Source organism: Zavarzinella formosa DSM 19928 (genome assembly GCF_000255705.1).
Classification (GTDB): Bacteria; Planctomycetota; Planctomycetia; order Gemmatales; family Gemmataceae; genus Zavarzinella; species Zavarzinella formosa.
Genome location: NZ_JH636453.1, coordinates 126436 through 152237, shown reverse-complemented (window position 1 = coordinate 152237; position 25802 = coordinate 126436). Strand labels below are relative to the sequence as shown.

15 protein-coding genes and 1 pseudogene are annotated in these 25802 nt (G+C 56.9%); 11 read left to right on the top strand and 5 right to left on the bottom strand.

All coding sequences use genetic code 11. The features are described from left to right. Positions 1-852: 852 nt before the first annotated feature. From BGIM_RS0145050 to BGIM_RS0145000, 11 genes are all read left to right on the top strand, one after another. A complete protein-coding gene (locus tag BGIM_RS0145050) occupies positions 853-3768 on the top strand; it encodes a hypothetical protein (protein WP_157369939.1) in 2916 nt (971 codons plus the stop codon). Beyond that, positions 3768-5873 (top strand): hypothetical protein, encoded by a 2106-nt coding sequence (locus tag BGIM_RS0145045; RefSeq protein WP_020476138.1) that lies wholly within the window; start codon positions 3768-3770, stop codon positions 5871-5873. The genes BGIM_RS0145050 and BGIM_RS0145045 overlap by 1 nt, the downstream gene beginning before the upstream one ends. 10 nt (positions 5874-5883) lie before the next feature. Beyond that, positions 5884-6783 carry a hypothetical protein gene (locus tag BGIM_RS0145040; protein ID WP_020476137.1) on the top strand — a complete coding sequence of 300 codons (900 nt, stop codon included), beginning with the start codon at positions 5884-5886 and terminating at the stop codon, positions 6781-6783. A 153-nt stretch (positions 6784-6936) separates the two neighbouring features. Beyond that, positions 6937-7281 carry a hypothetical protein gene (locus BGIM_RS64335; protein ID WP_157369938.1) on the top strand — a complete coding sequence of 115 codons (345 nt, stop codon included), beginning with the start codon at positions 6937-6939 and terminating at the stop codon, positions 7279-7281. A 39-nt stretch (positions 7282-7320) separates the two neighbouring features. Continuing rightward, complete coding sequence (locus tag BGIM_RS0145030; protein WP_020476135.1) at positions 7321-7944, top strand: hypothetical protein; 624 nt, start codon at positions 7321-7323, stop codon at positions 7942-7944. Between the two features lie 18 nt (positions 7945-7962). After that, entirely contained in the window at positions 7963-9084 is a 1122-nt protein-coding gene (locus BGIM_RS0145025; protein WP_020476134.1) for a hypothetical protein, read from the top strand. Between the two features lie 39 nt (positions 9085-9123). Then, positions 9124-9516: a hypothetical protein gene (locus BGIM_RS64330; protein ID WP_020476133.1), complete on the top strand. Its 393-nt coding sequence runs from the start codon at positions 9124-9126 to the stop codon at positions 9514-9516. Further along, a complete protein-coding gene (locus tag BGIM_RS0145015) occupies positions 9513-11534 on the top strand; it encodes an AAA family ATPase (RefSeq protein WP_020476132.1) in 2022 nt (673 codons plus the stop codon). The genes BGIM_RS64330 and BGIM_RS0145015 overlap by 4 nt, the downstream gene beginning before the upstream one ends. Continuing rightward, a complete protein-coding gene (locus BGIM_RS0145010) occupies positions 11531-15589 on the top strand; it encodes a DUF58 domain-containing protein (RefSeq protein ID WP_020476131.1) in 4059 nt (1352 codons plus the stop codon). The genes BGIM_RS0145015 and BGIM_RS0145010 overlap by 4 nt, the downstream gene beginning before the upstream one ends. A 7-nt stretch (positions 15590-15596) precedes the next feature. Next, positions 15597-17450: a hypothetical protein gene (locus BGIM_RS0145005; RefSeq protein ID WP_020476130.1), complete on the top strand. Its 1854-nt coding sequence runs from the start codon at positions 15597-15599 to the stop codon at positions 17448-17450. A gap of 236 nt (positions 17451-17686) precedes the next feature. Next, positions 17687-18193, top strand: a complete 507-nt coding sequence (locus BGIM_RS0145000) for a hypothetical protein (RefSeq protein ID WP_157369937.1) — start codon at positions 17687-17689, stop codon at positions 18191-18193. Here BGIM_RS0145000 and BGIM_RS0144995 read toward each other — a convergent pair. The 5 genes and pseudogenes from BGIM_RS0144995 to BGIM_RS0144975 all read right to left on the bottom strand — a co-directional run bounded on the left by BGIM_RS0144995 (position 18168) and on the right by BGIM_RS0144975 (position 25305). Then, complete coding sequence (locus tag BGIM_RS0144995; RefSeq protein WP_020476128.1) at positions 18168-18356, bottom strand: hypothetical protein; 189 nt, start codon at positions 18354-18356, stop codon at positions 18168-18170. The two genes, BGIM_RS0145000 and BGIM_RS0144995, sit on opposite strands and share 26 nt — an antisense overlap. 334 nt (positions 18357-18690) lie before the next feature. Beyond that, on the bottom strand, positions 18691-20793 hold the full coding sequence (locus BGIM_RS0144985) for a serine/threonine protein kinase (protein WP_020476126.1): 2103 nt from the start codon (positions 20791-20793) through the stop codon (positions 18691-18693). A gap of 13 nt (positions 20794-20806) precedes the next feature. Then, positions 20807-23791 (bottom strand): caspase family protein, encoded by a 2985-nt coding sequence (locus BGIM_RS0144980; RefSeq protein WP_238537842.1) that lies wholly within the window; start codon positions 23789-23791, stop codon positions 20807-20809. Positions 23792-23929: 138 nt separating this feature from the next. Then, a pseudogene (locus tag BGIM_RS68565) lies at positions 23930-24109 on the bottom strand (WD40 repeat domain-containing protein); the annotation flags it as partial. A 47-nt stretch (positions 24110-24156) separates the two neighbouring features. Next, positions 24157-25305, bottom strand: coding sequence for a hypothetical protein (locus BGIM_RS0144975; RefSeq protein ID WP_157369935.1), 1149 nt, complete (start codon positions 25303-25305; stop codon positions 24157-24159). Positions 25306-25802 lie beyond the last annotated feature (497 nt).

Sequence of the window (25802 nt, the reverse complement as noted above, 5' to 3'; positions counted from 1 at the left end):
CGGGCGGCCATGCGCCGCTCGACCCCCGCTTCCCGCGCCTTCAATTCGCCGAACACCACCGCCGTGGCGGCGCGTTCCTCGGGCGTCTCGGCGAATGTCATGTTCCGGGCCACTCTGGCAATCTTCTGACGGACCACCACGAGTTCGGCGCGGTCGGCTTCCTCCTGTCCTATGCTTCACTGCCTGCCAACTGAAACGTAGATGGTTTGAATCTTTTTTGGGGAGGGTGAAGCAAACAGGTGAACGCACGCATCATGGGCGGGGGACAGGGACCGTTCGGGTTGCACGCTCGCGGCCTTGGTGGCCGAGATAATTTTCGGCGAGCCGAGTAGAAACTTTATGTAATCTTCGGGGGTGACGCCTCGCGGATTCATGCGCCCAAGATTAAACAGTCAAATGCCGGAGCGCAAGACCAAATTTGCCAACCGCGCAAGACGCAGGATTTTTTTGCTCGCATTATACGACTTCGCTGGTTAAGGTGGTGTTGGTTTTGAATCGGCGAAACTCGCTGTCATACCCAATCAGATTCCCTTTTGTGTTTTCCGCATCGTGGCGATCCGGCCATCTGCGTCAGGAGAGTCGGGGGGTTCATGAAATTTTCAAAGAAACTGGATTTGTGATTTTGCTCCGCCACAGTACAACTAATAAACAGACATAAGAGGATACTCTCGACTCCACCAATTCTATCCTCTTCATTGAATAATTCGAGCAAGTGACCGCAAGCAAAATGTGGTGACGCCATGTTGCTGTCACACCTTATTTGACCACAAGGATGTCTTTTGAATTTGACCGTCAATGGATTCATCGCCAAGGCGAATACGCACTGCGCACTATTATTTCAGAGGAACTCCCATGACCATCGCTCTAGCTGGAATTGGTTCTGACCGGAAGGTGTATCGGCTTGCCTTGTATGGACGGCGAGACTCTGGCAAATCGTGCATCCTTGTCGCTTTGGCGATGTCACGAATCTCTCACCCTGACGGCCTGTCCTGCACCTGGATCGAGAACCCTCTCGGCGTCAAACAACCGCCGGACGACGACGATCTGCCACCAAACGACCCGGCGACGCCCTACCACCGCGGGCGATTTTGGTTGAAAGGCGCGATCCGCGCCATGGAGCGAGGCGAAAACCCTGAACCAACGCGTCCCGAGGCCGGGGCTGTCCGTCTGGTTTTCGAATTCAGCAGCCAGGATCAGCGGAGCTACTACGTCGAGCTGATCGATTATTCTGGTGAATTGATTGACACCAATATGAGCGATGACGACCTGGCGGAACGCTTGCGCGAACATCTCGTCGAAATGGATGGGATTTTAGTGCTTGCCGAGGCGCCCAAGTCGGCTCAGCCGATGAATGAACTGTATCGGGAAATGGACCGTCTGCGAGGCGCCTTTGTCGAACTGCGAAATCGCAAGAGAAGCGGCGCCATGCCCGACACGCCGGTTGCCCTGATGGTTAACAAATGGGACCGACGATCACAAATGACGTGCTTTACTCCCGAGGATGGCGCTCGCGAAATTCAGGAGTTCCTGTCGAGCACTCCCGAACCCCCCCACCGCGGGCTCGCCAATGCCTTGAAGGGTCCGGAAGAAAAAGCGAATTACCAAGCATTTCCCGTAAGTGCGTTCGGGCCAAAAGCCGTTCGCGATCCAGGCGACAAAAAGGATCGTCCGGCACAGGTCAGCCCGTTGCTTTCGTACGGACTGGAAGACCCGTTTGTGTGGGCGTGCCGACGAAGAGACGAAATTGAATTAGAAAAGTTGGAGAATGCCGGCGGACACCTGCGATGGTGGAAGCTCTGGCAACTGGGTGGTTCAAAGTCCGCCCGGACTGTTGCCCGACTTGGGGCAGACTTGAAGCCTCGCTTCCCGGCTGGCTCCGAGGGACAACGTCGGGTTAGCCGACAGTTATGGCATTCATTCATCGCGGCTGCGGGACGTTGTGCTTTGGCCGCCAGTCTGTTGTTGGCTTTGCTGTTGGGTGGCGAGGCCGTGTTGGACGACGCTTCATACAAGGCCGTGCAAGCGACGCTCAAGAACCCGCAGGAGGCCGACAATGACCGCCTCGCGAAAGCGGAGGAATGGCTGGAGTCCTATTACAAAGCCCCGGCTCACCGTCACCTCGTGTACGGTCTTCCTTACTCGCGCAAAGAAGCCTGGAAGCAACTCAACGAGTTGCGAGAAGTCCAAGTCGGTCACGCGTGGGCCGAACTGGAGAAAAACGGGCCGGACCGTATTGCCCAGCTTCCTTTCGCCCGCCACATGCTCGAGCGATTTCCCAATTGCGAATATGCCGAGAAACTGCGGACCATTATCTTTGATGGCGAGAGGCTGGTGGCAAAGAAGCTCCGCGCCGATGCGTTCGCACAGGTGAAGGAAAATATCGATGAGGCCACAAGGGAGCAACTAGCCAAAGAGTACATTAAAAACTTCCCGGATGGAGAGGATCGTGAACGCTGCGTGGCAATTGTGAAGCTGGCCGAGACTGGCCGTCGCGTGCGCGAGAACGAGCAAGCGCTGGTGTTGCTTGAATCCAAACTGAATGGTTACGTTGAGAGAAGCAATGAAAAGAAGACTGACTACATCGACCTGAGCCGTCTGGCCGAAGCCTGGCCGCCGCAAAGGGATGCCGAGACGAAAGAGCTGTCAGATCGACGGGAAATGTTATCAAAAAAAATCGTTGCAAGACTGGACGAAATTGCCAAACTGGAAATCAAGCGCCAGAACGATGACAACACTCAATTCTTGGCTGCGACTGCTCGCAAACTGGGGGGCAGCAGTGATGAGAACGAACTGAAATCGATCCTGGCCGATAGCGGGAAACTTCCGTTTCCAGAGGCCGCCACGGATGACATACGAAAGGAACATGTCGCCCTTGTCAAAAGCATCGATGACAAATTGTCGGCCGAAAAGGCAAGGAAGAAGGAGTGGCTGGCGTTCGCAGAAAAATACAAAGATCATATGAATGACGGTGAGTTGTGTGAGGCGGCAAAACTCTTGAAAGCACGGAGCCCGCAGACAGACGAACTGAAGGATCTGGTGAAAGACTATGTCAAAAGGTTTCTGCCTAACTTGAAAGAAAAAATTGGCACGCATACGGGCGGAGGCAACTGGGAGACTGCTCGAAAAGAACTTGCCCGATTGGAAGAAGATAGTACGGTGACCGACCTGTTGTCCGACACGCAAAAATCAGAATTCAAAAAAATCCTGGACGATATCAACGAAAAGAATGCCAAATCCCTGTATGGCGCGGCAAAACGAAATCCGACGCCGGCAAACCTTAAATCTTATTTGGATTATTCAGACAAATGGCGGCTCGATAAAATGAAGAAGGAAGTAAGCAACCTGCTGGCATGGCCGGAGAAAATGGAAGGCACGCTCGAATACACGGTCGAACTCACCAAGATTACTTGGGGTGATAATGTTTACAACAGAGACAACAACATCTCGGCCACCGTCAAAGGGGAGAAAATTTCGGCGATCGGGGTCCGGGCTCTCCCGGGCAAGGCGAGCGATCTTAGCGCTGGCTGCAAAGTCACATCGAAACTGTCCGAAGATGTGAATATTTATGTGGAAATCAAGGAATTGGGGGCGGCATTTAACGACGACAACGGCAAAGGAAGCCGCAAATGCAAAGCCAGCGAGTTGCGAGAAGGCGTGACTATTAGTCTTGACGCAGGTTATAATAACAAAGCAACATTCCGCATCAAAGAATCAAGCCTGCCCAACGGCGGTGTCTCACCCGTGTTGCCCGACTGGAAGGATGACTGATGTCCATGCAAGGACCCTTATTGATTGCCGAGACTCCCAACGCCGGCGAGATAGGACATCGCTATCTTGTGCCGGCCGGGGTTCCGCTCGCCAGCAGCCAGGCAGCGAGCCTGGTTGATCGCCTGGGCGGCGAGGGAAGGCTTGTTGGCCCGAGCTACCTGGCGATACGCCGACGCGCAGTCCAGGACTACTCGGATCGCATCGGCTGGGAAACATTGCAGGTTGCCGGCGTAAATACTTCGCAGCTATCTGAAGACCAGCGACAGGCGATTTTTGGACGTCTGGAGCATTGGCTGGAGAAACTCGTCCCGGTGGCTCAGGCAGTTGATTGGTCCAGGCACAGGCAGTTGGTCGTCGGAAATGACGACCTGAGCCGTTGGCAAAAAGAAGATTTTGACTCTTTGCCCGCCGCCGATCTTTTTCCACCGGAACCGGTCGCCATTGTCGATCCAAAGAAGGACGGGACCGGCCCGTCCCATTCCCGGGGTTTCGTGGCAAAGGCAGGGACGTTTGCATTGCTGCTGTCGCTTGTCGGGGTGAGCGCTTACCTGCTTTGGCCGGGGCCGGAGCCGGGGCCAGAGCCGGAGCCGGAGCAAGAGGCTGCCCCCTCAAATCCGGAGCCAAGTTCAAAAAAGGGAACAGATGAATTCCCGAACGGCAAACCGAATCCACGGCCTGTCAGCAAGACGATGGAGCAAATCCAGGAGCTGGTCAAGGCCGCCGAAAATCTAAGAGATACGGCTTTGGCATCGGCCGACATTGCAAAGACCCGTGGCGAATTGGACAAATTGCAATCGTGTTATACAGACCTTGACGACCGGAGCCGAAAGCTGGACTATGCTGAGCAGAGCAAATTGCGAGAAGCAAATCATGCGATTGAGGCCGTGATCCAAACATGGGTTTCCGCCGTCAACAAGCGAAAAACATCCTTTGAAAATCGGACCAAGGAGTTGACAAAAAAAACCAACAGCCTTGATCGTTCGTCGCACAATAATGATAATGCGGAAGAATTGCTGTCTGACCTCGATGCAATCGATGCCGAACTCGTCAGGGACAAAGTGTTTCGCTTCATGCCGCTCGACGTATCCAAGGATGCGAAGGTGGACGACTTCCAAAAAACACAAAGAAAACGATGGGAGGAACTCCGAGGACAGGTTGCAGTCAGGAAAAGAGAGTGGGCGTTTGATATTAAAAAGTCCGAAATCGATATCAGACTAGATAATTTCAATTTCATAGATGCCGTTTCCTTGGCAGAGAATCTGGATTCTCCAGACCACACTGAGGCAGATGATCTGAAAAAGAAAGTAATCGATAAATTCAAAGAATACATTAAGAAACAACAGAACGTAACCAAGAACGCGGGCGCGAGCGTCATGGAAATTGAGAACGCCATCAATCACTTGGAAGAGACTCGTTCGGTCAATTTCCTCCCGCTTCTTCCGAAAGCGAGCCAAATGCAAGATGCGATTGCGATTGATTCTTTGAGAAACCGCGCGATTGATCAATTGAAAGACGAATTGGATCGCAAGCGCTATGATAAATTGCTCAAATATGAAAAGATGCTCGAAGCGGGCCAGGCGGCAGACAAAGGGAATAAAAACGCATTAGCCAATGAATATCTTGACGCGAAGGACACTCCTCGCCGAATGTATGATAAGGTGAAGGCTTGGAGTCATGGTTCAAAAGAGAAGACCACGCTTACGGTTTTAAAAATCATAAATGGCGCGCGCATCAAGGGAAAAAATGTCACTCTGTCTTTCAGAAGCTCATCCGATCCGAATAATCAAGCGGAAATCGGCGAACCATTGACTTTTTCCATTCCGAAACAGGGAGATCAAATTTCCGAAAGGGCTATTGCCTTCTTAGAAGGCCAGCCGGCAAATATTTACATAAAAATCACAATTGACGAAATTACCACTGCCGAAACTATTCGAATACAAACAAACGAGCCGCAATCACTTTATGTAAATAAGAATCAGCCAAAACCATCTGCTTATTTTGAAATTAAATTTTCGCATATTGCCGGCTCGACCCTGCCTCGTTACGACCCAGCCCTGCCTGCTTATAAAGAATCCCACAAACCACCTCCCCCTCCCGCTGAGTAACGTAGCACCCATGAGACGCATATTAATTGCTGTTTTTATTTTAATTGCCCTCGGCGCTGTTGTCGGCGCTTTTTGGATAATCAAGACGCGTACTGTGAAATCAACTCACAATCCAGAGGTGATTCAGTCGCCAGACACGCCAGAAGGGCAATTGCAAAAGCTGGTGATCCAATCAAAACACAGCCAGCAAGCTGTATGTCTGGACCTATTCGCAATTGTCAGATCGGCCGAGTCGCTTCCGAAGGACGAAATTGCCCATCTTGCGAAACTGAGCCCTGAACAGGCAACCCCACAGGTTCTGCTGGAACTAGACTCGATCCGTCGTCTACTGAAAAGCAGCGAGAGCGGCCTCGACCCATACGCGTTAGTCAGCGCCACCCACCGGCCGCTGTTCGAATTGCTATTGAACGGCAGCAAGCCAACCACCGAGCGGGTGCTCGATGCTCGACGGCAAATTCGTGCGGTCGCCAATGCCTGGGGGAAAATGCGCGACGAGGCCATCAAAGATTCATTGCTGGAGGCTGGCACAAACCAGCCATTCTTGGAATTGCTGATGGCCAGTCGGCGTGACGAATTCGACGTCGGCGGCGGCTTTGACGACCCCATTGTGCCCGCCTTTAGTGATCGTGAAGGGCGTTTGCTGGCAGGGTTGGACAATTGGCTGAACCACGAAGCAGCCAGGCGAGCTATGCCGTCCGCAGCATACGAGAAACTTTATCAAAATGGTCGCATCGAGTTCCCGCCGCGTCAGTTACCTGCTGTGCTCGACCGGGTCAAGGCAGCCTTGGAAATCGAGTCCAAAAGGGCCTCTCAAGGACGCGTTGCGAAAGATTTGCCTGCAATTCGACGTTCCTATGCCGCACTTGGCGAATTCTTTGGTCAGCTAAGCGTACCGCCGCCTCCACGCTAACAAGAACGAGATATGGTGGCCCCCAATAACTGGACCGCCGGTTAAGCCACACTGGCGGCACCCGGAGGAAGTCCCGGTGGCTGTGAAACAAAAACTCACACGGCGCTGTTCAAGGCCCTAGCGGCGATCAAGGAGGACCGGACGGTCAACGAGTTGGCCTCTCACTTTGGAGTGCATCCGGCCCTGATCCACGAATGGAAGAAGGAACTCCTGGCCGGAGCCGAGGCCGTCTTCGTTGGCGGCGAGACACCGACCGGCCCGGCCGAGGACAAAACTCCCGAACTCGACGAACAGACCGGCCGGTTGAAAGTCGAGCTGGACTGGGTGAAAAAAAATCAGCCGCTTTCGGCTGACGAACTGCGACCGCTCATCGACGCGGCCCATCCGTCGGCGGTGCGAGCTGATCGGATCGAGCTGGGCAAGTTACTATCTGGCCAAACAGTAGCTAAGATTCGCCAGTTTTTGGTCTTGCAAATGGGTTCGCTGCAAGACACATAGCGTCCTTTGTTCTGTGGCTCGCGATCACGGGAAATTTATATGCCAAGTCGATTTTGTGTGCTCGCCTGCATCTTCATCCTGTCATTTCATCGTGGGGCGAGTGCCGCTGAACTGCGGTACGAAATAGACGTTTATTTTGACCGAGATCAGTTTCTCCCAGGCGAAAAGACCAAGAGTCCTCTGCTATTTCGGCGTGCCGGGAAGGAAAAGCAGCTTCATGAGGAGCCTATTCTTCTGGCAATCAACGACATCGTCCGCATCGAGGTCAAGGCCAGAAGTCCGGGGAAGTTCGCAATCGATCATTGGGAAAGGATCGAGACTTGGGAAGAGAAACGACGCTCCTGGCTAAAAACAACAATCATTCCAAAAAAATTGCACCGAATTTCGGCAGTCAACGGTTCTCTCGGTAGCGGTGTCTTTCTTGAGGCGAGCTTTCCAGGCACACCGGAGCAAACGCTGGACCTGAAGGAAGGATCCAATCCTGTTCAATGGCAAGTTATTGACAAGCCAGGTCCGCTCAATCTGACGGGCATCGTTGACCGCCAGCCGCCCGTCTTCACGAAAGCGGCGGAATCGCAGTGGGAAGGTGAGCCGAAGCCCCTGCCCTTAAAGAATATTTCATCCACACCATTGTACACGCTGACTGTGATCGTCCGACGCTAACTGAACGAGAGGTATTCCATGACTGCCGGCACACCCAACCCGACCAATCGCTGGCTTTCCGTGATCACCGCATTGTGCGGGGCGGGCCTGGTGGGGTTGTTCCTTTTGGTTTCCCTGCGGCGCCCCACACCCGTGGTCGTCGATTTTGAGCCCCTGCGCCGAGAAATCAGCGATATCAAGACGGCTGGTGACGAACTTAAAAAGACTTTGCAAAAGGGACTGGAGGCCGCCCCCAACAAGGATGCCGCCGCCCGTGCGGCGGCCGAGGCCAACGTCAAGCTGCTCACATCGGAGATTGCTCGTTTGAACGCTGCCTTCGAGTCGCGTCTAAAGGATTTCCAATCGCAGCAACAGGATGCCGCGTCAAAGGGGGATGCGGCGAGAGCCAAGGAGCTTGAAAGAGCGATTGAGATGCAACGTCAACACGCGGAGTCAGTTCGCAAAGAACTGGCAAGTTACCAGGCGGAAGCGGCCAAGGCTGCCGAAGCGAGGACTGCCGAAGCGAGGACTGCCGAAGCGAACCAACCGATAACACTGACGCCAAATCAGCGTCCAAAGGCCGAGGACACGAGCGCCAGCGATGACGAGGTCGTCCGAAACATTCTCCGAGTCGGGGCCTTGGTGCTAGCCGTGACAAACCCGGAACTGACGCCGATTATCACGATGATTGCAGCCGAACTTGGCCTGTTCGGCAGCGATGTTGAAACTCGCGCTGTTTACATGGAGGCAGTGCATGATGTCGTTGAAGGCCGGCCGATCAGCGCCGAAACACGCAGACGATTGGGGGAAGCCGGGCGGAGCGGCAAGATACCTCCAAAGATGGTCGAGCAGCTCGACGCCCTGATTAAAGGTTTGCCTAACGGCGCGAGGATCCGTAACGATCTCGACAACGGTGTTTGGGACACACTTAACAGATCGTCAGGCGGCATGTGCGAGGACATTCGTAAAGGGCTTAAGGAAAAGCGCAGTCTCGAGGAGTTACGCCGCATGTTCCCCACCGTCGACGGGAAACCATATTATCCATCCGAGAAAGAGAAACGCGAGGTGGAGAGGATGTTCCAGACCGAATTCTTTGATCGAATTTCCGAGCTTTGGGAGGGACCGCAAGGTCTCACGGAGATTCCGATCCGCAAAGAGTGAGCGTGAGCCCATACCACCGGCGTGGCAGGAGCGATAGTAGTGACTCAACATGAAACTTCCAGCCCGCATTATGAGCCGTTGCTGGAATTCAGCTGGATTGAGAGGCGGGCCGACGGCATCCTCTTTACGCTCATCCCGACGTTGTTCTTGGCGGACGGCGTTATCTTTGCATTTGATCTTGGTTGGGTTTGGCTGGCGCTAGTCTTGGCCGGCGCGTTGGCGCTGGGAAGCCTGGTCGGGAAGACACTCGGCGATCGCATGGGCCGCAACTTCGTCGGCGGGATGTTCCTGCCGTGCTGGCTGCGGTGGTTATGTTTGGTTCTTGTTTTAGCGGCTCTAATCGGTTTGCCGGGTTATCATTTCATTCTAAGCAACCCGGGCCGTTCCACCGCGAAACCCGCGCCAGCTCGCGCTGGAGAAAAGGTTCCATGAGCGGACTGGCTTCGACTTGTCAGCGTCTGTGGCGCTGGCTCACATTTCCAGGCCCGTTCCCGCGGGGCGAGCTTTCGGGCGCGAGCTCACCGCAGGTTTACACCACCGGGCCGGAGCTGATCAACCATATTGTCGAGGCCATCGAACTGAACCAGTCTGTTGTTTTGTCCGGGCCTCGTGGTTGCGGCAAGAGCTATTGCATCCGTGCCGCAATTCAAGCCGCGATGCGGCGAGGCATCCTGCCGGACGGCGCGATGGTTGCATTGCAGGGCAACCGCGAAATCCCGCGAGATTATCTGCTTGAAGACGAAATCGCTTTCCGCCTCAAAAAAAACCGCGATCAAACGCAGGTTCTCCCGTACAGGCGACCCGCGCCCCTGTTCGCCTTCGCCAAGCGAGATGACACCACCGGCGATCCGGTCTGCGGCGACGGACAACGCGTTGTGCTTAAGAACAACTGGAATCGCTTTGTTCTTTTTCTCGACGAAATCAACCGCTTCTCTGACGGGGTCCTCGACGGGTTGTTGAGCGTTCTGGAAGAGCGCAAGGCGGTCCTGGCAGGCCTGGAGTATAGCCTGCCCGTTGTCGTGTGCATGACGATGAACCCGCCCGGCTACGACGGCAGCGCACGCCGACTCAGCCCGCCGCTGGCCGCGCGCATTGGCAGGACGTATCGCCTCTGCACGCCCGACTTGGACACGCTCACTGATCAAATTCTAACGAAAAAAGTAAACGACCTCCAATCAGCCTACAACAGCGAGAAGTCGGCTTGGGATGCCATTCATTCTGACAAGCCTCGCCCGGATTTCCCGTTGGTCCCGGCGAAACTGCTGCGCAAGGTCGGGTTGACCACCCTGTGCCTTTGGGGTGAGATAAGTCCAACCCGCATGGGCAACGAGTACCTGACACCGGAAACGAGGAATTTACTCGCCCATATCTCGCAGCGAGACCGGACTCTGGGCGGAGCGATGAGGGAACTGAGCGGATTGTGCCAGTTTGGCCCCGATGGCCGGGCCGGCGCTGACTGGTTGACCGCGGCGATCGGACTGGCGCTGGGCGATGCCGAACGCAACCAACAACGGCAGGCGGTGATCAATGTTGAGCATTTGACTCGGACAGCAGTGATCTCGTTGGCGCACAAGATTTACGACAATTTCTCGCCGGCAAGCTCTCCAGACAAGACTGATGCCAAGGAACGCGCGGTTTCGCTCATTGCAGGTCAGGTGCTGACGCGCCCCTGGCTGGACCGCTTGGTGGACCGTCAGGTGGATGACGATGCGGCCCTGCGCGGTCATTTCTCAAAATTCTCGAAGGGCATGCTTGCCAAAGGCAACGATCTGTCTCGCCTATTTCGAGAGGCAGGCATCGTCGATGACATCGAAATTGCGAGATGGGACCAGGTCATGCATCGTTTCATGGAGCGGCTCAAGCCGGGTAGCGACCACACGGCCCGGGACTTGCTGCCCATCTTGATTGACGTGGGGCTTGTCGAGGCGGCTGAGGTCGAATTAGCCGGCCGGGCGCCAGCCCTCAAGGCCGGATTCAATGATTCACGTCATCACGCGCTGGCGCGTCGCCTGGCCGAACGAGGCGGTTTTCTTGGAACTGCTTTGAGCGGTCTGCTGGAAGGTCCCGCGGCAGCGCTTGGAGCAGTGCGCCCGTCTTTGGGGAGCGATCTCGAAAGCTCATACTTAATCCGGCATCTTGGCATGGAGCGGTTTGAACAGGTCTGCGTCAGCGCCAACCTGACTCGTCGACGAGATCGCCTGGCAGTTTGTCGAATGCTTGAGACGTTGTGGGCCTTCCCGTACGAGCGCAGCCCGGCATTGGAAGCAGTCGATCAGCTTGAGCAGGATGTGGTCCATGCCGGTTCGCGAACACAACTTTTAGGCGCCCTGAAAAAGTTTCTTCCTCACGAACTCTTGCGAGCGGTTTCCGCCGTCCGCGAACCGGAAGTGGTCGCCTATTTCCGCTTTCTCAAACTGGTGGTGCGTGAGCTAAGCCGGAGGGCGCTATGATTACTTCCGGGCTGGCGCCCGTGATTTCGGCATTGTTGACTGGCGTGCTTGCGCTGTCAGGCATGTACGTGCTTGTCCGAGGAATGTGGCCTCTGCGTCGGCGCCGGGTGTTCACCGGCTTGGGTCTTCTGGCGGCCTCCGGGTTGCTCATTTGGGCTTGGGTGGGCAGCCCTGTGGGGGTGCCGCGAGCGGTCGTCGTCGTGTTTTCTGACGACGCGAGCACTGAGGACCTAAAGGCGATTTCGTCTCATTTCGGCTCGGGCGACCAGCTATGTTGGATCCGAGTTTCTCGCGACCAATTGAATGCGCCGCATGAGACGAGTTGGATCAGCGGAGCCGACGCCCCGCCGGCTGTGGATGAGCCAAACGAGGCGTACAGGCGTCGGGTTGATGAGCAAGCCGTGCCCGTTTCTCTGAACGGCCCGGACTGGCTTGCAAATCTGCTGGTTGCCGAACGAGCTGCTCGCGTCGCGTTCTCTCGGCCTGGAGCCGAGGCATATCAACATAGCTTGGTGGTTTTGCACGACCGCGGCCCCACATGGGGCAGCCTTAGGTCACAGGGACTTGACCTGGCCGAAGCAATTACCCGGCTGAACGCGCCTCTTACGCAGGTTTACTTGCTTCCGGCACAGAGCGACGACCTGCCCGGCTCATTGGAAATTGAACTTTCACGTGAAGTAGTTCCTCCAGTCCGAGTGGTGAGCCTGGGCAGCCAGCAAATTCGCCTTTACCTACGCGGCGCCGAACGCCTTCGCTCGGCCCTGACCCATTATAAGCTCGACCTGTGGCTCGACGGCGGCCCGGACACACCCGACGATCCCCATCACAGGCTGACTGCCTCCTTTTCCGATCCGGGACCGGAGCGTTCTTTGCTCCATACGATCGTGCTGGCCGACGCTCAGCCTCAGGGGGGGGCAACCAACGAGGCAGCGCTTCGTTCCGGACTTCATCGCGTTTTGGTCCGGTTAACCGTCGACGACAAGCGGCCCGGGACATCGCCCCTCACCTATGACGCCACCCGATATTTCCTCGTTGATCCGCGAGGAATTCTCTTGCTCCATCCAAAAGGCGGCCTCGGCGAACTTGCGCAGCCGACTTGGAAACGTCCTCCTGCCGACCCGGCGAAATTGTTGGATAAGTTTCTCCGCAACTTTAACTTGGTGGGGCAGCGAGGCCGATCCGAGTTAAGTGTCGAGAATGTCATGGCTTTCGACTTCGAAGCCAACGCGAGTGTCATCCGTGCCGCTGCGAAAAACTGCCGCGCGACCATCCTGGTCGAACCGACACACGCTCAGTTGGTTCGGATGGACAGCGAATTGTCACTGGAACAACGAGTACGAGACGGCGAGACCCTTCTAATCGTGGGGCCGCCAGTGCGGGCCAAGCCTTGGCCGACTTGGCTCCCTTGGTCCGCCCGACCCGCGCCTGGAACGGAGGATCGCTGGGAAATCCATCGTGATCGAAGGGTTTATTTTTTTCCAGAGAACTTGCGATTGCTTAAGTTTCCCTCGCGAGATCTGCTCGCCCGAGACCTGGCATCGGATGACGTGACCGGGTTGCGGGCTCAGCGAGACGTAATACAGGCCGTCTGTAGCGGTCTCGGAGTGACGGAAACGGTCGTGCGTGTCGAACATGAAAACGAAGTCGCCCCTTGCCTCGCGTTCGAGGGGAACTTTCAGCCTCGCCAGGGCCGCTTCGAACGTGATGGCGTCGAGGTTGCGACGGCCGTATATCCGCCCCTTGCGCCGTACCTTCATCAAGGAACGAATGAGGGACCGGCTTTCCATCCGGATTGGGAAACAATTGCCGGCTTTGTGCCGGCTCGATTGGCGCCGCTCGAAGACGAGACTGCCCTGAAAGGCATCCATTTGCCGCCACTTCGTGGCCCTCATTTGCACCCTGGCGCTTCGGTCATCTTGTTTCTGGACGACCTGCCCCAGCCAACCGCAATCCCCGAGGGGGCTGCCAACGCATACCGAGTCGCCGGCGCTCCGGATTTGATCTGGCCGTCAGCGCCTTCCCGCCGAGATTGTGTGGCTCGGCTGGCCCGCCTCGGTGTGACGGTTTATGCGGTGCGTCTTAAGCTCGATGCCGACTACAACAAGGCGCTAACCGGCCAAATGCCTCAATCGAGGGTGGCGGACTCGTACCTGGACCCAATTCGCCGGGATCCCGAGCTCGCTCCTTTTCTTCGAGAGATCATTCTGGAATTAACGCCTGCTTCGGTCAAACAGGTCGGCGACCAACTGACGCAGTGGGTCAAGGAGCAACCAGGAACACTGGTCCGGAACCGGGCGGGGCGAATCATCGACGAACGAGGGCTTGTGTCCCGCCCGGCGCCGGACCGGCATTTGCTGCTTAAGTCAGACGACTCAGTGTCCGAACTAGACTCTCCTCATGCCAGCATCGAGGACGTGCGGTTCGCCAAAGAGCATCCAGGGCGACGGGCGCCTGCGGTTCAGGCGCATACCTTGCGGGAGGGCTCGGTGGTAATTCTCGGCTATTCCCCCTTTGCGCGCGACCTATGGGAGCGGGATGCCGGCGCGGCCGGCTGGGATGCAAATTCCAAACAATCGTTCCCTCCGGCCGATGGCTGGGGAGTACAACGGCTGCTCGACCTGACCGAGCTAACCACGCCAGAGAGAGTATCGTCTGAGGGCCATCCAGTTGTCCGCGGAGCACGTGTGTTACAGGATAGCACGATGCTTTGGCTCGACTGCTGGGTTAACCTCTCCAAACAGACTGGCTGGGCCGAGCCAACACTTCATCGACTTAATGACGACATACCGGCGGCTCAGGCGGTGGCACAAGGACGCATTCACGCGATTGACCCGCACACACAGAGCGTGACTTTCCAAGTGCAATATTCAGGGAAGGTTCCACTGCACGGCTGGTTCGCCATCGACCTGGGCGGACGGAAAGAAAATCCTGACGCCAAGCCTGCCATCTACCTCGACTTGCAGCCACTGGCGCCCGGCAGCCGCGCGGTCCGCGAGACGTTTGGCCGACTCACGGGATTGACTGGCGGGGCAGTATTGACGCACGAGACCGCGGCCAGCTCGCTCGTTTGCAAGCGTTCCGCAGCGTGGCTGTCGAGCTTCTTGCTGACCGCCTTGACAATCCTCATGCTCAGTCCGCTGTTTCGTCCGTGGGCAATACTTCGACGACGGCGTCGAGGAAAGCCGGCTGACGCGAGCAAGCAACCGGCGGCCTCTTTCGATGTGCAAGGTGTGTTAGTTGAGTGGGGGCTGAACCCCGGTTCGCCTCGCTCAGCCCGGCGTGCCGGAGATCCGGCAGGGCAAAAACCTTACGAGGCGGGCGATTCCTTGTCGACGGCTCGCCCGGCTACGTTACTGGCGATCGTAACCGGCGGAAAACTGCTGCCTCTCCGTCGGCCGATCGTCCGCCAGCGGTTCGTTGGACGAGCAATGGAAGCGATGATCCTGCTGGACTGCACACCGGGGCTGTTCATTCCGGACGACACGCCGTCCAAAGCCGACTACTTGGTCCTGCTGGTCCGTCTGATCGCTGGCGCCGTTTGGGGAACAGGAGGCGTCGTCCGCATTGAGTCACTTCAGCAGCCGGACCAAGCATGGGGTCCCCGAGGCGCCGGCGACGATTCAGAACATTTGGCTCAATTTGTGAGCGAGTGCCTGCGCAATGGCGCCCGGCTTTCAGTGGCGCCCTTGCGCTTGCCGGAGGATGTCGGCAGCGGGCGTGTGCTATTCCTTATTTCCGACATGCTCTCCGACCACGAGAAGAACTTGCCCAAGATTCTGGGTGAATGCGCTCGCGAGGACGTTTCCTTGCGATTGCTGCATGTGAGAGGCGCGCATGACGGTGAATTAGTCGGAATAGGCGTCAGTGCGATGACGAATCGACTGCTCGACCGGGCCGAGTGGCTGGCGGAGGACGTCACCGCGGAGCAAGAGGCACATGCGACGCGGTTGCGGGCGATTGTGGAGGCGGCAGGAGGGCGGTTCGCAACCATCACCACGGACTTGCGCATAGACGACGTTTTCGACCAAATGATTCAGCATGACTTGCTAACATGAGGTTTTTATGGGCGATTGGCTGTGGGCCCCGTTGCTGGACTCGCATCAAGCAGCCTTGGCGGCGGGCGGCCTGGGACTTCTTCTTGTCTTCAGTGTGCTGGCAATGTGGCCGGTTCGCTTTGCCGGGGAAGTCTCCCGCGCGGAGAGGGCGCGTCTTGGCCATTTAGACATCACAGGCGCCCTGCTTGTCTGGTGCGTTCGATTTTCCCCCGGAGTCCTCATGCTCGGGGCCGGCTTGCTTTTTTTTCCGGTTGCCGCACCGGTGACGGTCTTTCTGTCGAGCCGGGCGCGGCCTATAAACTTGGATCATCCAAACGACTGGGATGAAAAATGGGCCGAGTTGGTCAGGACTCATCCGGAACCTGGAGTTGATGCCGGACCAATCGTCGATGCCGTATGCGACCGTCTGCTTGAATTGCCGGGCGCTCAATCGTGGCGGCCGGAAGATCCGTCGTTACGTCAATACCTGCGGGAAACGTTACGGACCGTGCTGGCGGAGGCGGAATTCAGCCGTGTCGCTCCGCTTGACGTGCGGCATCGAGCTGAAGTCCGTCTGCCTCGCTGGCTGGTGGAGACGGTGGAATTCGCCGTTCTCAAGGCACAGGCGCAGCGTGCCAACGTTCGATCCCACGTCGTCCTGGTTGCTGATCGCGCCACTGAAACAGGATCTGCGTGGGACTCGATAGAGCTTTATTTACAGTCAGGTTCCTCGCGATTTCGCACCCCGGAGGTCGCCATTTCGCGGCAACCCTGCCGGAGCGGGGCGCAACTAGAGCAGATCATCGACGCCAGGCACCAGCCTGAGAGGGGATGGGTCATTCGCTGCGTGCTGTCGGTCCCCATAACGACAAAGGACACCGAGATTCGCCTTCGATTGCACTTGGGGGGGACCAAGTCTAGCGAGATCCAGATGATGACTTTGCCTGCCAGCGCGGCGCCTGGACTGGTAATACGAGAGGTGGTATTCGCCGAAGTGGGAGCCGACGAACGCCCCACAGCCTTGTTTCAGATTGAGCCACTCGTCTCGCGGCTAATCCCCAATCACCGAACCGGCACGCCTGTCCTGGTGCGCTTGCATGTCTCCGATGCGGATCTGTGGCTGGACACTTGGCGGACACTTATGCGAGACCTGGCATTCAACGACTGGCGCCAGCGCATGCGTGACTGGGGCCATCCGCTCGACGACCTGAAATTCTCGACTTCGCAAGGCGATGTCGTCGTTGACGGAGTGTCGGCGCCCGAATCCCTCTGGATCTATGGGGCAAATCGCGGGACACAGCCCTTGCCTCATGCCGTTGCTGGAAAAGAGTTGTCTTCGCCCGTCCGCGCGACTCGGACAACCAGCGGCGATACGCCGGGGCAATTCTCGTGGGACAGGCTTCCCTTGGCGGGACAAGGGGCCACGCCTCAGTTTCGCCCGCGTGATGCGCTCGCCAGCGCCGGTCGCCGTGCCCTGGTCCGGGATCTTGAGGAGGGAGCCATGACGCGCAGCGGCACCGTTGGCGCGCCGTTGGTCACTCACCACAAAACATCTTGGGGAGAATGCACTCACTTTTCGCTGGATCCGGCAGCGCAGGACGCACTGCTGCCGCTACGCGAACCGGCGCGGGCAGCGGTTGTCTGGACGGCGATCTTGAGCGCCATTCGCCGCAATTCGTCGGGCTGGGCCATGCGAGAAGAATCCGAGTCGTTCGAATCGCCACAAATGGTGCTTGAATCGATGGATTTTCAGAAATATCGCGCTGACACCCTCGCGACGAACTTGCTGCCATTGGTGATTGGTTTGCTCATCTATGCGGCCCTTGTGACACGGGGCATCGCCGGCTCAGCCATGCGTCAACTTGCAAAAGGAAAACATTGATGACAAAACGTCTCTGGATCGGGCTTGGCGGAATGATTGCTTTTGGCGCCGCCGGACTATTGGTCGCCTTCCGGCCGGAGGTTCCCGGGCAACGGCCGCCCACATCGGATGTGCCAAAACAGGCAAGTGGTCTTGGCCGGGCTCGTGAGCATTCTCGACTGACGAAGGCCACGCTCGCAAGCCTTCTTCCTCCAGTCGCAGAGCGAGACAATCTGGATAAGACTACGATTGCCTCCTTGGAACGGATTGATGAGTGGTTGAATCGGGAAAATCTATCTCGATGGCCGAGCATCGTGGTCGTTCTGGCGGACACGATTCTGCCTGGCCAGCGACGAAACATGCAAATCGCATTTGCCAAGCCCCTGTCGGTTAACGTCACCGGCTTGGTGGAGGAAGCGCCGACCGTGGAATTAGCCGGAGAAGACGGCTCCAATCCTGTGGCCCTTCGGCTCGGCAGATCAGATACGGGACCTGCCCGGGCGTTTGCCAATGTTTCGGCAGTCTTCGAGGCGTTCGCGGCGATTGAATGGCTGCGCCGTGTGCAAATAGTGGCCACGGCGGAGCCGCTCCTTGACTTCCTGGCCGTTGAGGGCGGAGTGGCCAGGATCGAGCGAACTGACGAAACCCTTCCGAATGAGGCCGGCGGCAAGTTTCGCCTAGTCTTGTTTGGTCCAACTCAGTTCTTCAGCCTCAAGGCGAATCATGATGAATGGCGAATTAGTAGAATTGCGTCGGGTCCCTGAAAAATACTTGCTTATACCCTGCGCGGCCAAGCGCAGGCATGTCTTTGTCGAACATCTGGAACTCCAAGTTGGGCATGGTTTTCATCCGCTGGTTGTTGCGAGTGTCAAGATCGCCGAGACACTTGTCGATCACCCGCGTGAAATCGTTGTGTTTCAGCATCATCCGACAACTCATGCGCCTGATGGAAATCGTCGCCGATGCCGGCGGCCCGGAACCAGGCGGAGGCGGTGCGGCATTTCTCCGGCCATCAGCAATCCAAAAATGACGTGCCGGTGGCGAGGCCGGGTGCGGCGGTCAGGCAGTTCGGCAAGCCGGCGGATTTGGTTGCCGAGGAAGACGGGAAGAAACAGGATGGACATGGCCGGGCCTCCTGGCCGATGGGGGCTCGATCACACCATCGTGGCGGCAGGCCCGGCTCCCGGCCACCCCAAATCCAACACTCCATTTTTCAACAAAGTCACGGAAAGTGCGGCGTGGCTTTCAGAACATTAGTTTGCTATGGGGGCGGACGAATCGCCTCACCCGTCCCGCAGACTTCAATGGCAGTAAAAAACGGCGGCATGAGGTCCTCTTTCGTTCCTTCCCACACACGTCGGGAGAGCGCTCCGCCGTCCAGGGCAGGCTGGAATATGCTTTTTTCTCCAACGTCACCGGCCTCGATGGCTTTTCGCAAACGCCAAGAATCGACACCGACCTCCCGGGCCATCTGATTTAAGGTGAGCGTTTGAGCAAAATAACTCTCACGAGCCCGCAGAGTGATCGGCGGCCAATTCGCTGCGGAATGAAGGCGAGAAAGCTTCGCAAACAACGATTCCAGAGGCGGGGACGTCACGGCAGCCAAAAACCAGTCCGCGCGAACAAAGGGGATCTTGGCTCCCGATAGCTGGTGCAGTTGTCGGGCAGCAACGTTTAACGGCGCGTCAGCGGGGAGGTTTCCTTGGTAAACACCATAGGGGTAATGATCCATGAGCAGGTCCCAGTGGCCCGGCTGCCAGCCGAGTTGACGCAAATCCAAGACAAGCACGGTGGACTGAGAATGTGGAAGTTCGATCACTTCGATGGGTTGCCCCGCCAAGTGCGCTAGTAATTCGCGAATAGCCTGCCGCAACTCCGTCAAGTCCTCGGAGCGAACTTCAGGGTCATTGTGACGGTGGTCCAGACGAAGAAACCGCAAGGAAGCCGCCCGAGCCGGCTCTTGGGTTGCCGCGTAATTGCTGATGGCCACCGTGACCTCGTCAGGCCCGATCGGCGGGCGCGCAGGGTTCAGTGACAGGCAGAAACCTCCCAATAGCGCCAACGCAACCGCGAGGACACCCAAAAACAGAACCTTGTGTCGATTCAACCGTGACTGTTTCGGCCCTGTCACGTCATCCTTAATGGTGTTAGTGATTTCGCCAGCCACCAGGGGCGCAATCAACTCTATTTCGTTTGGGACAGAGAATTCGAATTGACTATCGATCTTCGCCTTAACCGCCTGCAATTCGTCGGCGAATTCCACTATGCTTTGGTATCGATCATCTGGCGATGGTGAAAGAGCTCGCATCAGGATCTGATCGAGTTCTATCGGCAGGCCGTCTCTCACTGAAGAGGGGCGGTCTGGCGGGCCATTAATTTTCATCAGGTATTGATCGACGAGAGTCGGCGCATTTGGGTACGGCAGACGGCGGGTAAGCAGGTGGTACAAAGTCGATGCGAGGCAATATACCTCCCCGCTGACATTTCGACTTCCATTCCCCTTGATCCACTCGGGCGGTGCGTACGCCGGCGTGGCGCCCAGGGAGGTTGTCGTCGATACTTTCGAGTCCTGCGCCAGACCACTGGAGATCCCGAAATCGATCAGGATTGGCAGGCCATGACTGTCAAAACCAATGTTGCTTGGTTTGATGTCACGGTGGATGCGGTGCCGGTTGTGAACCAACCGTAGTATCTCGGCAACCTCGATGATAACCCGAAGGCAGTCAGTCGCAGCGTATAATCGTCCTTCAACGGCAATAAAATCAGCGAGCGTTGGTCCGGGGACGAAGGCCTGCACCAATATGGGAACCCGCAGTGAGGCCTCATTCATGGGCACCCAGGCATAATCGAGCAATTGCGCGACGCGGAGCCCCGCGAGTTGCCTCAATGCCTGCCATTCGCGAGCAAGCGTGTCCAAAACCGTGGTCGCTTCATCGTCTTCTCCGGCGGCAACGGCCGACGCATGAAGCCGTTTCAAGGCGACGTCAAGCCCGGTATTCTCATCTTGCATTAACCAGACGCTGCCACAACCACCCTCGCCAAGAAGGCGCACTTGGCGATAACGCTCGAGAACCAGTGCGGTATCCGCCTTCCGAGGACACTCCGCGTAACTGAGATTGAGGTCGTCCAGCCGGCGCCAAATGTCGCATGGCTCAATCGGCCTGGCCATGCTGGCACGCCATGCCAATTCGTTGTCGATCAAAGCGCCCACCATTTCCTTCTCGTCACGCAATCCCTGCAACTCCGAAATATATGCCTCGGGCAAAAGCGGACGCAGGCTTGACCACTCGTAGTTGGCGTGGTGCCCAAGGGCGCTCGGGCTGTGACTGCCGACGTTCAGATGGCGAAGATTGCTGCGGTGCATTTAGCCCTCGGCGTCAGCGTGCGTACTTGGCCAACACGATATCTGTTGCGTCAAGGTCACGCGCGTAATCGAAGAACGGAACCTGACGAGCGTTAAATTCCTGGCTATGCCGCACGACTTGCTTGCGGACGTGGTATTCGATATCGGCAAGGCTGACCGAACCAGCCTTTTGTTCCAGTGATCGCCCGCTCAGGGTTTGCATGACAGCGTATGTGAACAGACTGAGACGCGGGGGGCTGGTCGGGCAGTTGTCGTGCGCTTTCTGGTGCCCCTGACAGCTGCATCCGATGATTAGTCCGGAGTTATTTCGCGAGTCTTTGATTTCTGTTTCGATCTTGATGGCATTCACGCTGCCAGCGAAGCAGCAATCGAGAAGCAACAGACGCGTTCCCTTCGTGCTGGCCAAATATTCCTTTACGTCGGTCATCGGAATGGCAGTCACTCCCAAGTTTGCAGGGTCGGCGTCATACGGAATGAGAAAATACCGGCCTGCCTCCGCGACCGCGTGGGCTGACAGGAAAACAACCACAGTATCTTCGGGTTTGGCTTCTTGCTGGACCGCCCGCAACACAGTCAGCAGGTTGACGCGAGTTGCCTGTTTGTCGAGCAACGGGCAATCGTGGGTCAACAATCTCGCATACAATTTGCCGGGGCCGACTTGACTGGAAAACAACTCGTGGATACCCTCGCAACCTCTGGGGGCCGGTATCCAGCCGAAGTTTCCTTTTGGGACGGTCGAAGTTCCAAAAGCGATCAAATGCAGGTCTCCCCTCGCGGCTTTTCCCCATTGAATCGGGATGCGGCCGGACAACTCAGTTGCGTTTTGGGTCTGCACCTGCGCCTGGAGCACTTGCGGTCCTGGTTGAATCGGCACGTCCTTCCAGACCGCCAGCATTGTGCCGTTGCTTTCTTCCACCAGCTCCGATGGCGCCAATGGGGCGGGCGGATTCTTCCGGGCATCAACAACCACCTGATGATTGACAAGCAACTGCACTTTTTGGATTTTGTTGTCGCGAACATCCTCAATCTTGGCCTTGACCGTCACCAGACCGTTCTTCTGCTCGCCTTGGGCAGGAGATATGATGCTTACTCGGGGGGGGACGATTTTACCCACCTGCAAGACCTCGATGGACGGGCCCACCTGCTTGAGCGCGTCTTGTACTGACCGGGTGGTGACCAGCTTCTTTAGCACTTCCGGTTGATGCAATGACTGGCGAAACGCTTCTGCCGGCAGAAACGTCCCAAGTTCATAGAGGACCCTGTCCGCCTGCCAGCCCATCAGCCGGTCGCCGCTGGCCGAACTGTTGTAGTAGCCGTTGCTTGTCCAAGCCACCCACTCCGAACCCGCGAAGAACAATCCCATATGGGGTTCGATCTGGGGCTTTTCCCCGGCAACCATTTTTCGAGTCAACGCAATCATTTGACGTTTTCCCGTGCCGGCTTGGTAACACCACAATTTGACACGTGTGTCCGCTGGCCCGCGTAGCGGTGAACCTGTTTTGTTAATCGGCAGGCCCGCCAGCTTTACCCAACGCCCGTTTATGTCGTCGCACTGCTCAAGAATATCGCCAGGCTGCAGTTGCCCGTCCTTCGCGGCGGCGCCGTCCGGGAGGATGCGCTCGATCCGCCAACCCTGAGCGACGCCTCGCACGACCACGCCGATGCCGCCAAATTCCTCCGTTCGGCTTTCAAGATTCCACAGGTATATGCGCTGGTCCGCGCCTGCCGAGAGCAATAAGTTGCTGTTCTTGGGCGAGAACGAAAGGCAACGGACGTCCAGAACATGCCCGGTGAGTTGGACGAGTAATTGTGCGTTATCGGCGTCGTAGACGAAGATTTCCGCCGAAGTTCCCAGGGCTAGTCGCTTCGGAACTTGAGAGGAAATCGCGGCCGACATCACACGTGTCCCCTTCGGCACTCGAACCTCCAGGGATTTTTCCGCGCCGAGCGTCACCGTGACCGTATCCCAACCTTCCTCTTTCGCGGCCCGAATTCCCTGAATCCCGACTTGGTCGTTCTGGTAATTTTCGGGGTTGGGCCTGTCTAAATTCAAAGCGAACGTTCGGAAGTCGAATGCCTGCATATAACTCGGCTCGCCACGTCTGGCCGGTTCGGTGTGGAACGCAAATCCCGTCCCGTCCTTGGCCCATCCGACCGCCCACGGCCCTTCGATTTCGCCACCGAAACGGCAGCACGCATCCGGCGGTTGATCTGGCAAAAGTTTCCAGACGATGATCTCATGATTGTCATTTCCCGATGTTGCCGCAAACACTCCACTCCGGGACACCGCCACTGTTTGAAACCACTCGTTGGTTACGCTCGGTCCGGGAAATTTCTTTGAGCCCTTGGGCACGATCAAATCGATTGGCGCCTCCGGGCCACGCGGCCCGAAACGCAGTAACTGTGGGTGGGGAAATTTTTTTCTACCACCGATCCCATGAGTGATTAGAAATTCACGCTCGCTTACGGATTGAACTGCCAGAAGCGGATCGGAATGGTGAATTTCCTTGACACGGGGCGCGCCATCGGTGGTGTGGAGTCGCACCACGCCATCGCCGCCGCACGAGACCAAATTTCCGTTTCGGCACCAATGGACGCAGGTGTCTCCGCCATTGTGCGTGGCCAGATCTGCTCTTTTACTCAATTTTAGGTCGCGTAAATTCACTTCCCAACGCGCGACTTGTCCCGTCAGGAAAGCCCCGGCGAGCAAATGTTCATTGCCAGGCTCGGGGCAGAACTCGACACAGGATGCTTGGGCAAGCGCGCCGGACTCCATTCGAGGCGCCGCAAGATGGCCTATGAGACGCGGCTTCTTGTCGCTCACGTTCCAGATCATGATTCCTTTGTCGTTGCAGCTAGCCACGGCAAGGATCGGCATCTTTTTGTGAAAACTGAGACCCAGCACAATGTCTTCCAGCAAAATCGGTTCGCCATCCAACTTGCCGTTGATTAGATCGATGAGGTAAACGGGCACCACAAACTTATTGGCCTCGCTCACGAAATAGCCGTTCCCCGCCACCGCAAGCAACCGCCCGTCGGGCGAAACGTCCGCCGCCAGCAGTTTTCCAGCCCCGCCAAATCCGCGAGGCGGCCGAATAACGCGCACGCATCGTTGCTTCTGATAATCCCAGACCCGAATGGTTTGATCTTCGGACGCCGAGATCAGCCACGGCTGAGTTGGGTGAAAAAGCATGCGCCAGACCGGCGCCGTGTGGCCGCCCGATTCGAGGACGAGGGTTGGCTCTGACAACACGACGGGAGCAAACGTTAGCACTCCAAATATGGTGGCAAATAGATTGCCGAATCGGAAATTCATTGCATGCATTCTCAAGAAGGAATAGTGACAACGCAGGAGCCGGAAGCCTATTTTTCCGCCGACCGATAGCGAAGCGTAATAACACTGTGCTCCCGGCCAACCACTCGCTCGACCACTTCCGTATGGCCGGCAACACGAGCTCCACGACCGATTCCGATGTCTTCCTGTCCCATGCCGCCGCTGGGTTCATCAGCGGGCGGTTCTTCGCCTTTTTTCCAACAGCGACAAAATGTCGCTGTGATACAATGGTCATGCATGCCATTGTATCCTAGCAAGGCTCGGGCACTGTCCTTTTTCTCGGTGACGAGGAACTGATCAAATTGCTCATGTGTGATGTGCCAGCCGCGAATCTCCGTCTGACCCTTGGCGGGAACCACCCACAGCGGCCGAAATGCCAGCTTGCCCTTGTTCACTCCGGTCGTTTCACGCTCTTTGCTGAATTGGCAGATGTCGATCCCGTCGATTAGGACAGAAGCGACAGCCTCGTTTTTGGGAGAGCGGTTGCGGAGCACAATAGTGAAATTCTGCCCCTTCTGCAGTTCAATGTAGGCGTTTTTGCCTTGCGACAACTTTGGCTCCGCCGGCTTGCGGTCCACCAGCACTTCCAATGAGAAGGGATCGTCGGCCTTGGCCAAAACCTGACTTCCCGCGACAGCCGCGTCAGACGGGCCTGCCAGGACTTCCTGAACCTTTGCCTCATGATTCTCGGCGCTCTGAGGTTTCGAAGGTGTGATTAGCTGGGCGGTCTTCTCTCCGGCGGCCAGGATTAGTCCGGTACGGTGAATTTTGTATCGGTAGCGATTAGTCCCCTCACGACTGGGTTCGAGCACGGAGAACTCCAACAAAAGCACAGGAAGAAACTTCTCAGGCTCATCCTGCTTCGGCTCCGTGCTGATTTTATAAGTCACTCTTAAACCCAGTGGCGCCGCCTCCGCAAGCGCAATCTTTTCCGATTCTAACAGGCGTCGCAAGGCAAGTTCTATCCCGAGTTCGGAGCCGCCAGGCAATAGTGAGTCTTCAGTGTCCACCTTCGGAAACTTGAGAGTCGGCTCTGATATCTTCAGGACCATGCTTTTGGCCTTGATTACCTTGGAAATTGCCTTGACTGCAGCGCGGAACTCAGCGTCTTCCTCCCATTCCAGCGATGATGCGCCTGCCGGGCCGGCCAAACAAATGATTGCGAACAGTGCAATCATGCTCCTCATCCCCGCTTGATGTTTCATTGACATTGGACTCCCCTCGTAATTATTAACCTTGGTTGTATTGTCGTTTCCTGAAGCGGACCCCGTTATTTAAACAACAAACGGGCGAATCTTTGCCACACTTTTCCCGGCTTGCAATGATGACGACATCGGGTTGCCCTCGTGCGTCGGTCCAACGTCCGGTATCGCCTCGTGGCCGGGTGAAACGGAGGATGGTTCTGCTGGCGGGCAACCATCCAAGGGATGATCCGGCTGATCGCTCTCCGATGGCGTATCGCCCCTCTTTCGGGGGCAGGGGATTTTCCATCATCGTGCGCCGGAGCCACGCCTCTTAAAACGCCCGGCCAGCCTTTACGGAGCATAAACGGCCATGCCTTGTGACTGGTTCTCCCTGCCTTCAGCTCAGGCTTCAGACAAACCTCCTCCAGGCCAATCAGCCGTTGCCCAAGGCCCATCAGCCGTATCAGACGTTGCAACCGCTCGTGGTTCAC

Bases quoted from the DNA above. Each gene is read 5' to 3' on its own strand.
- BGIM_RS0145050 (WP_157369939.1), top strand. From the start codon at position 853: ATGACCATCGCTCTAGCTGGAATTGGTTCTGACCGGAAGGTGTATCGG.
- BGIM_RS0145045 (WP_020476138.1), top strand. From the start codon at position 3,768: ATGTCCATGCAAGGACCCTTATTGATTGCCGAGACTCCCAACGCCGGC.
- BGIM_RS0145040 (WP_020476137.1), top strand. From the start codon at position 5,884: ATGAGACGCATATTAATTGCTGTTTTTATTTTAATTGCCCTCGGCGCT.
- BGIM_RS0145030 (WP_020476135.1), top strand. From the start codon at position 7,321: ATGCCAAGTCGATTTTGTGTGCTCGCCTGCATCTTCATCCTGTCATTT.
- BGIM_RS0145025 (WP_020476134.1), top strand. From the start codon at position 7,963: ATGACTGCCGGCACACCCAACCCGACCAATCGCTGGCTTTCCGTGATC.
- BGIM_RS0145015 (WP_020476132.1), top strand. From the start codon at position 9,513: ATGAGCGGACTGGCTTCGACTTGTCAGCGTCTGTGGCGCTGGCTCACA.
- BGIM_RS0145010 (WP_020476131.1), top strand. From the start codon at position 11,531: ATGATTACTTCCGGGCTGGCGCCCGTGATTTCGGCATTGTTGACTGGC.
- BGIM_RS0145005 (WP_020476130.1), top strand. From the start codon at position 15,597: ATGGGCGATTGGCTGTGGGCCCCGTTGCTGGACTCGCATCAAGCAGCC.
- BGIM_RS0144995 (WP_020476128.1), bottom strand. From the start codon at position 18,356: ATGATGCTGAAACACAACGATTTCACGCGGGTGATCGACAAGTGTCTC.
- BGIM_RS0144985 (WP_020476126.1), bottom strand. From the start codon at position 20,793: ATGCACCGCAGCAATCTTCGCCATCTGAACGTCGGCAGTCACAGCCCG.
- BGIM_RS0144975 (WP_157369935.1), bottom strand. From the start codon at position 25,305: ATGATTGCACTGTTCGCAATCATTTGTTTGGCCGGCCCGGCAGGCGCA.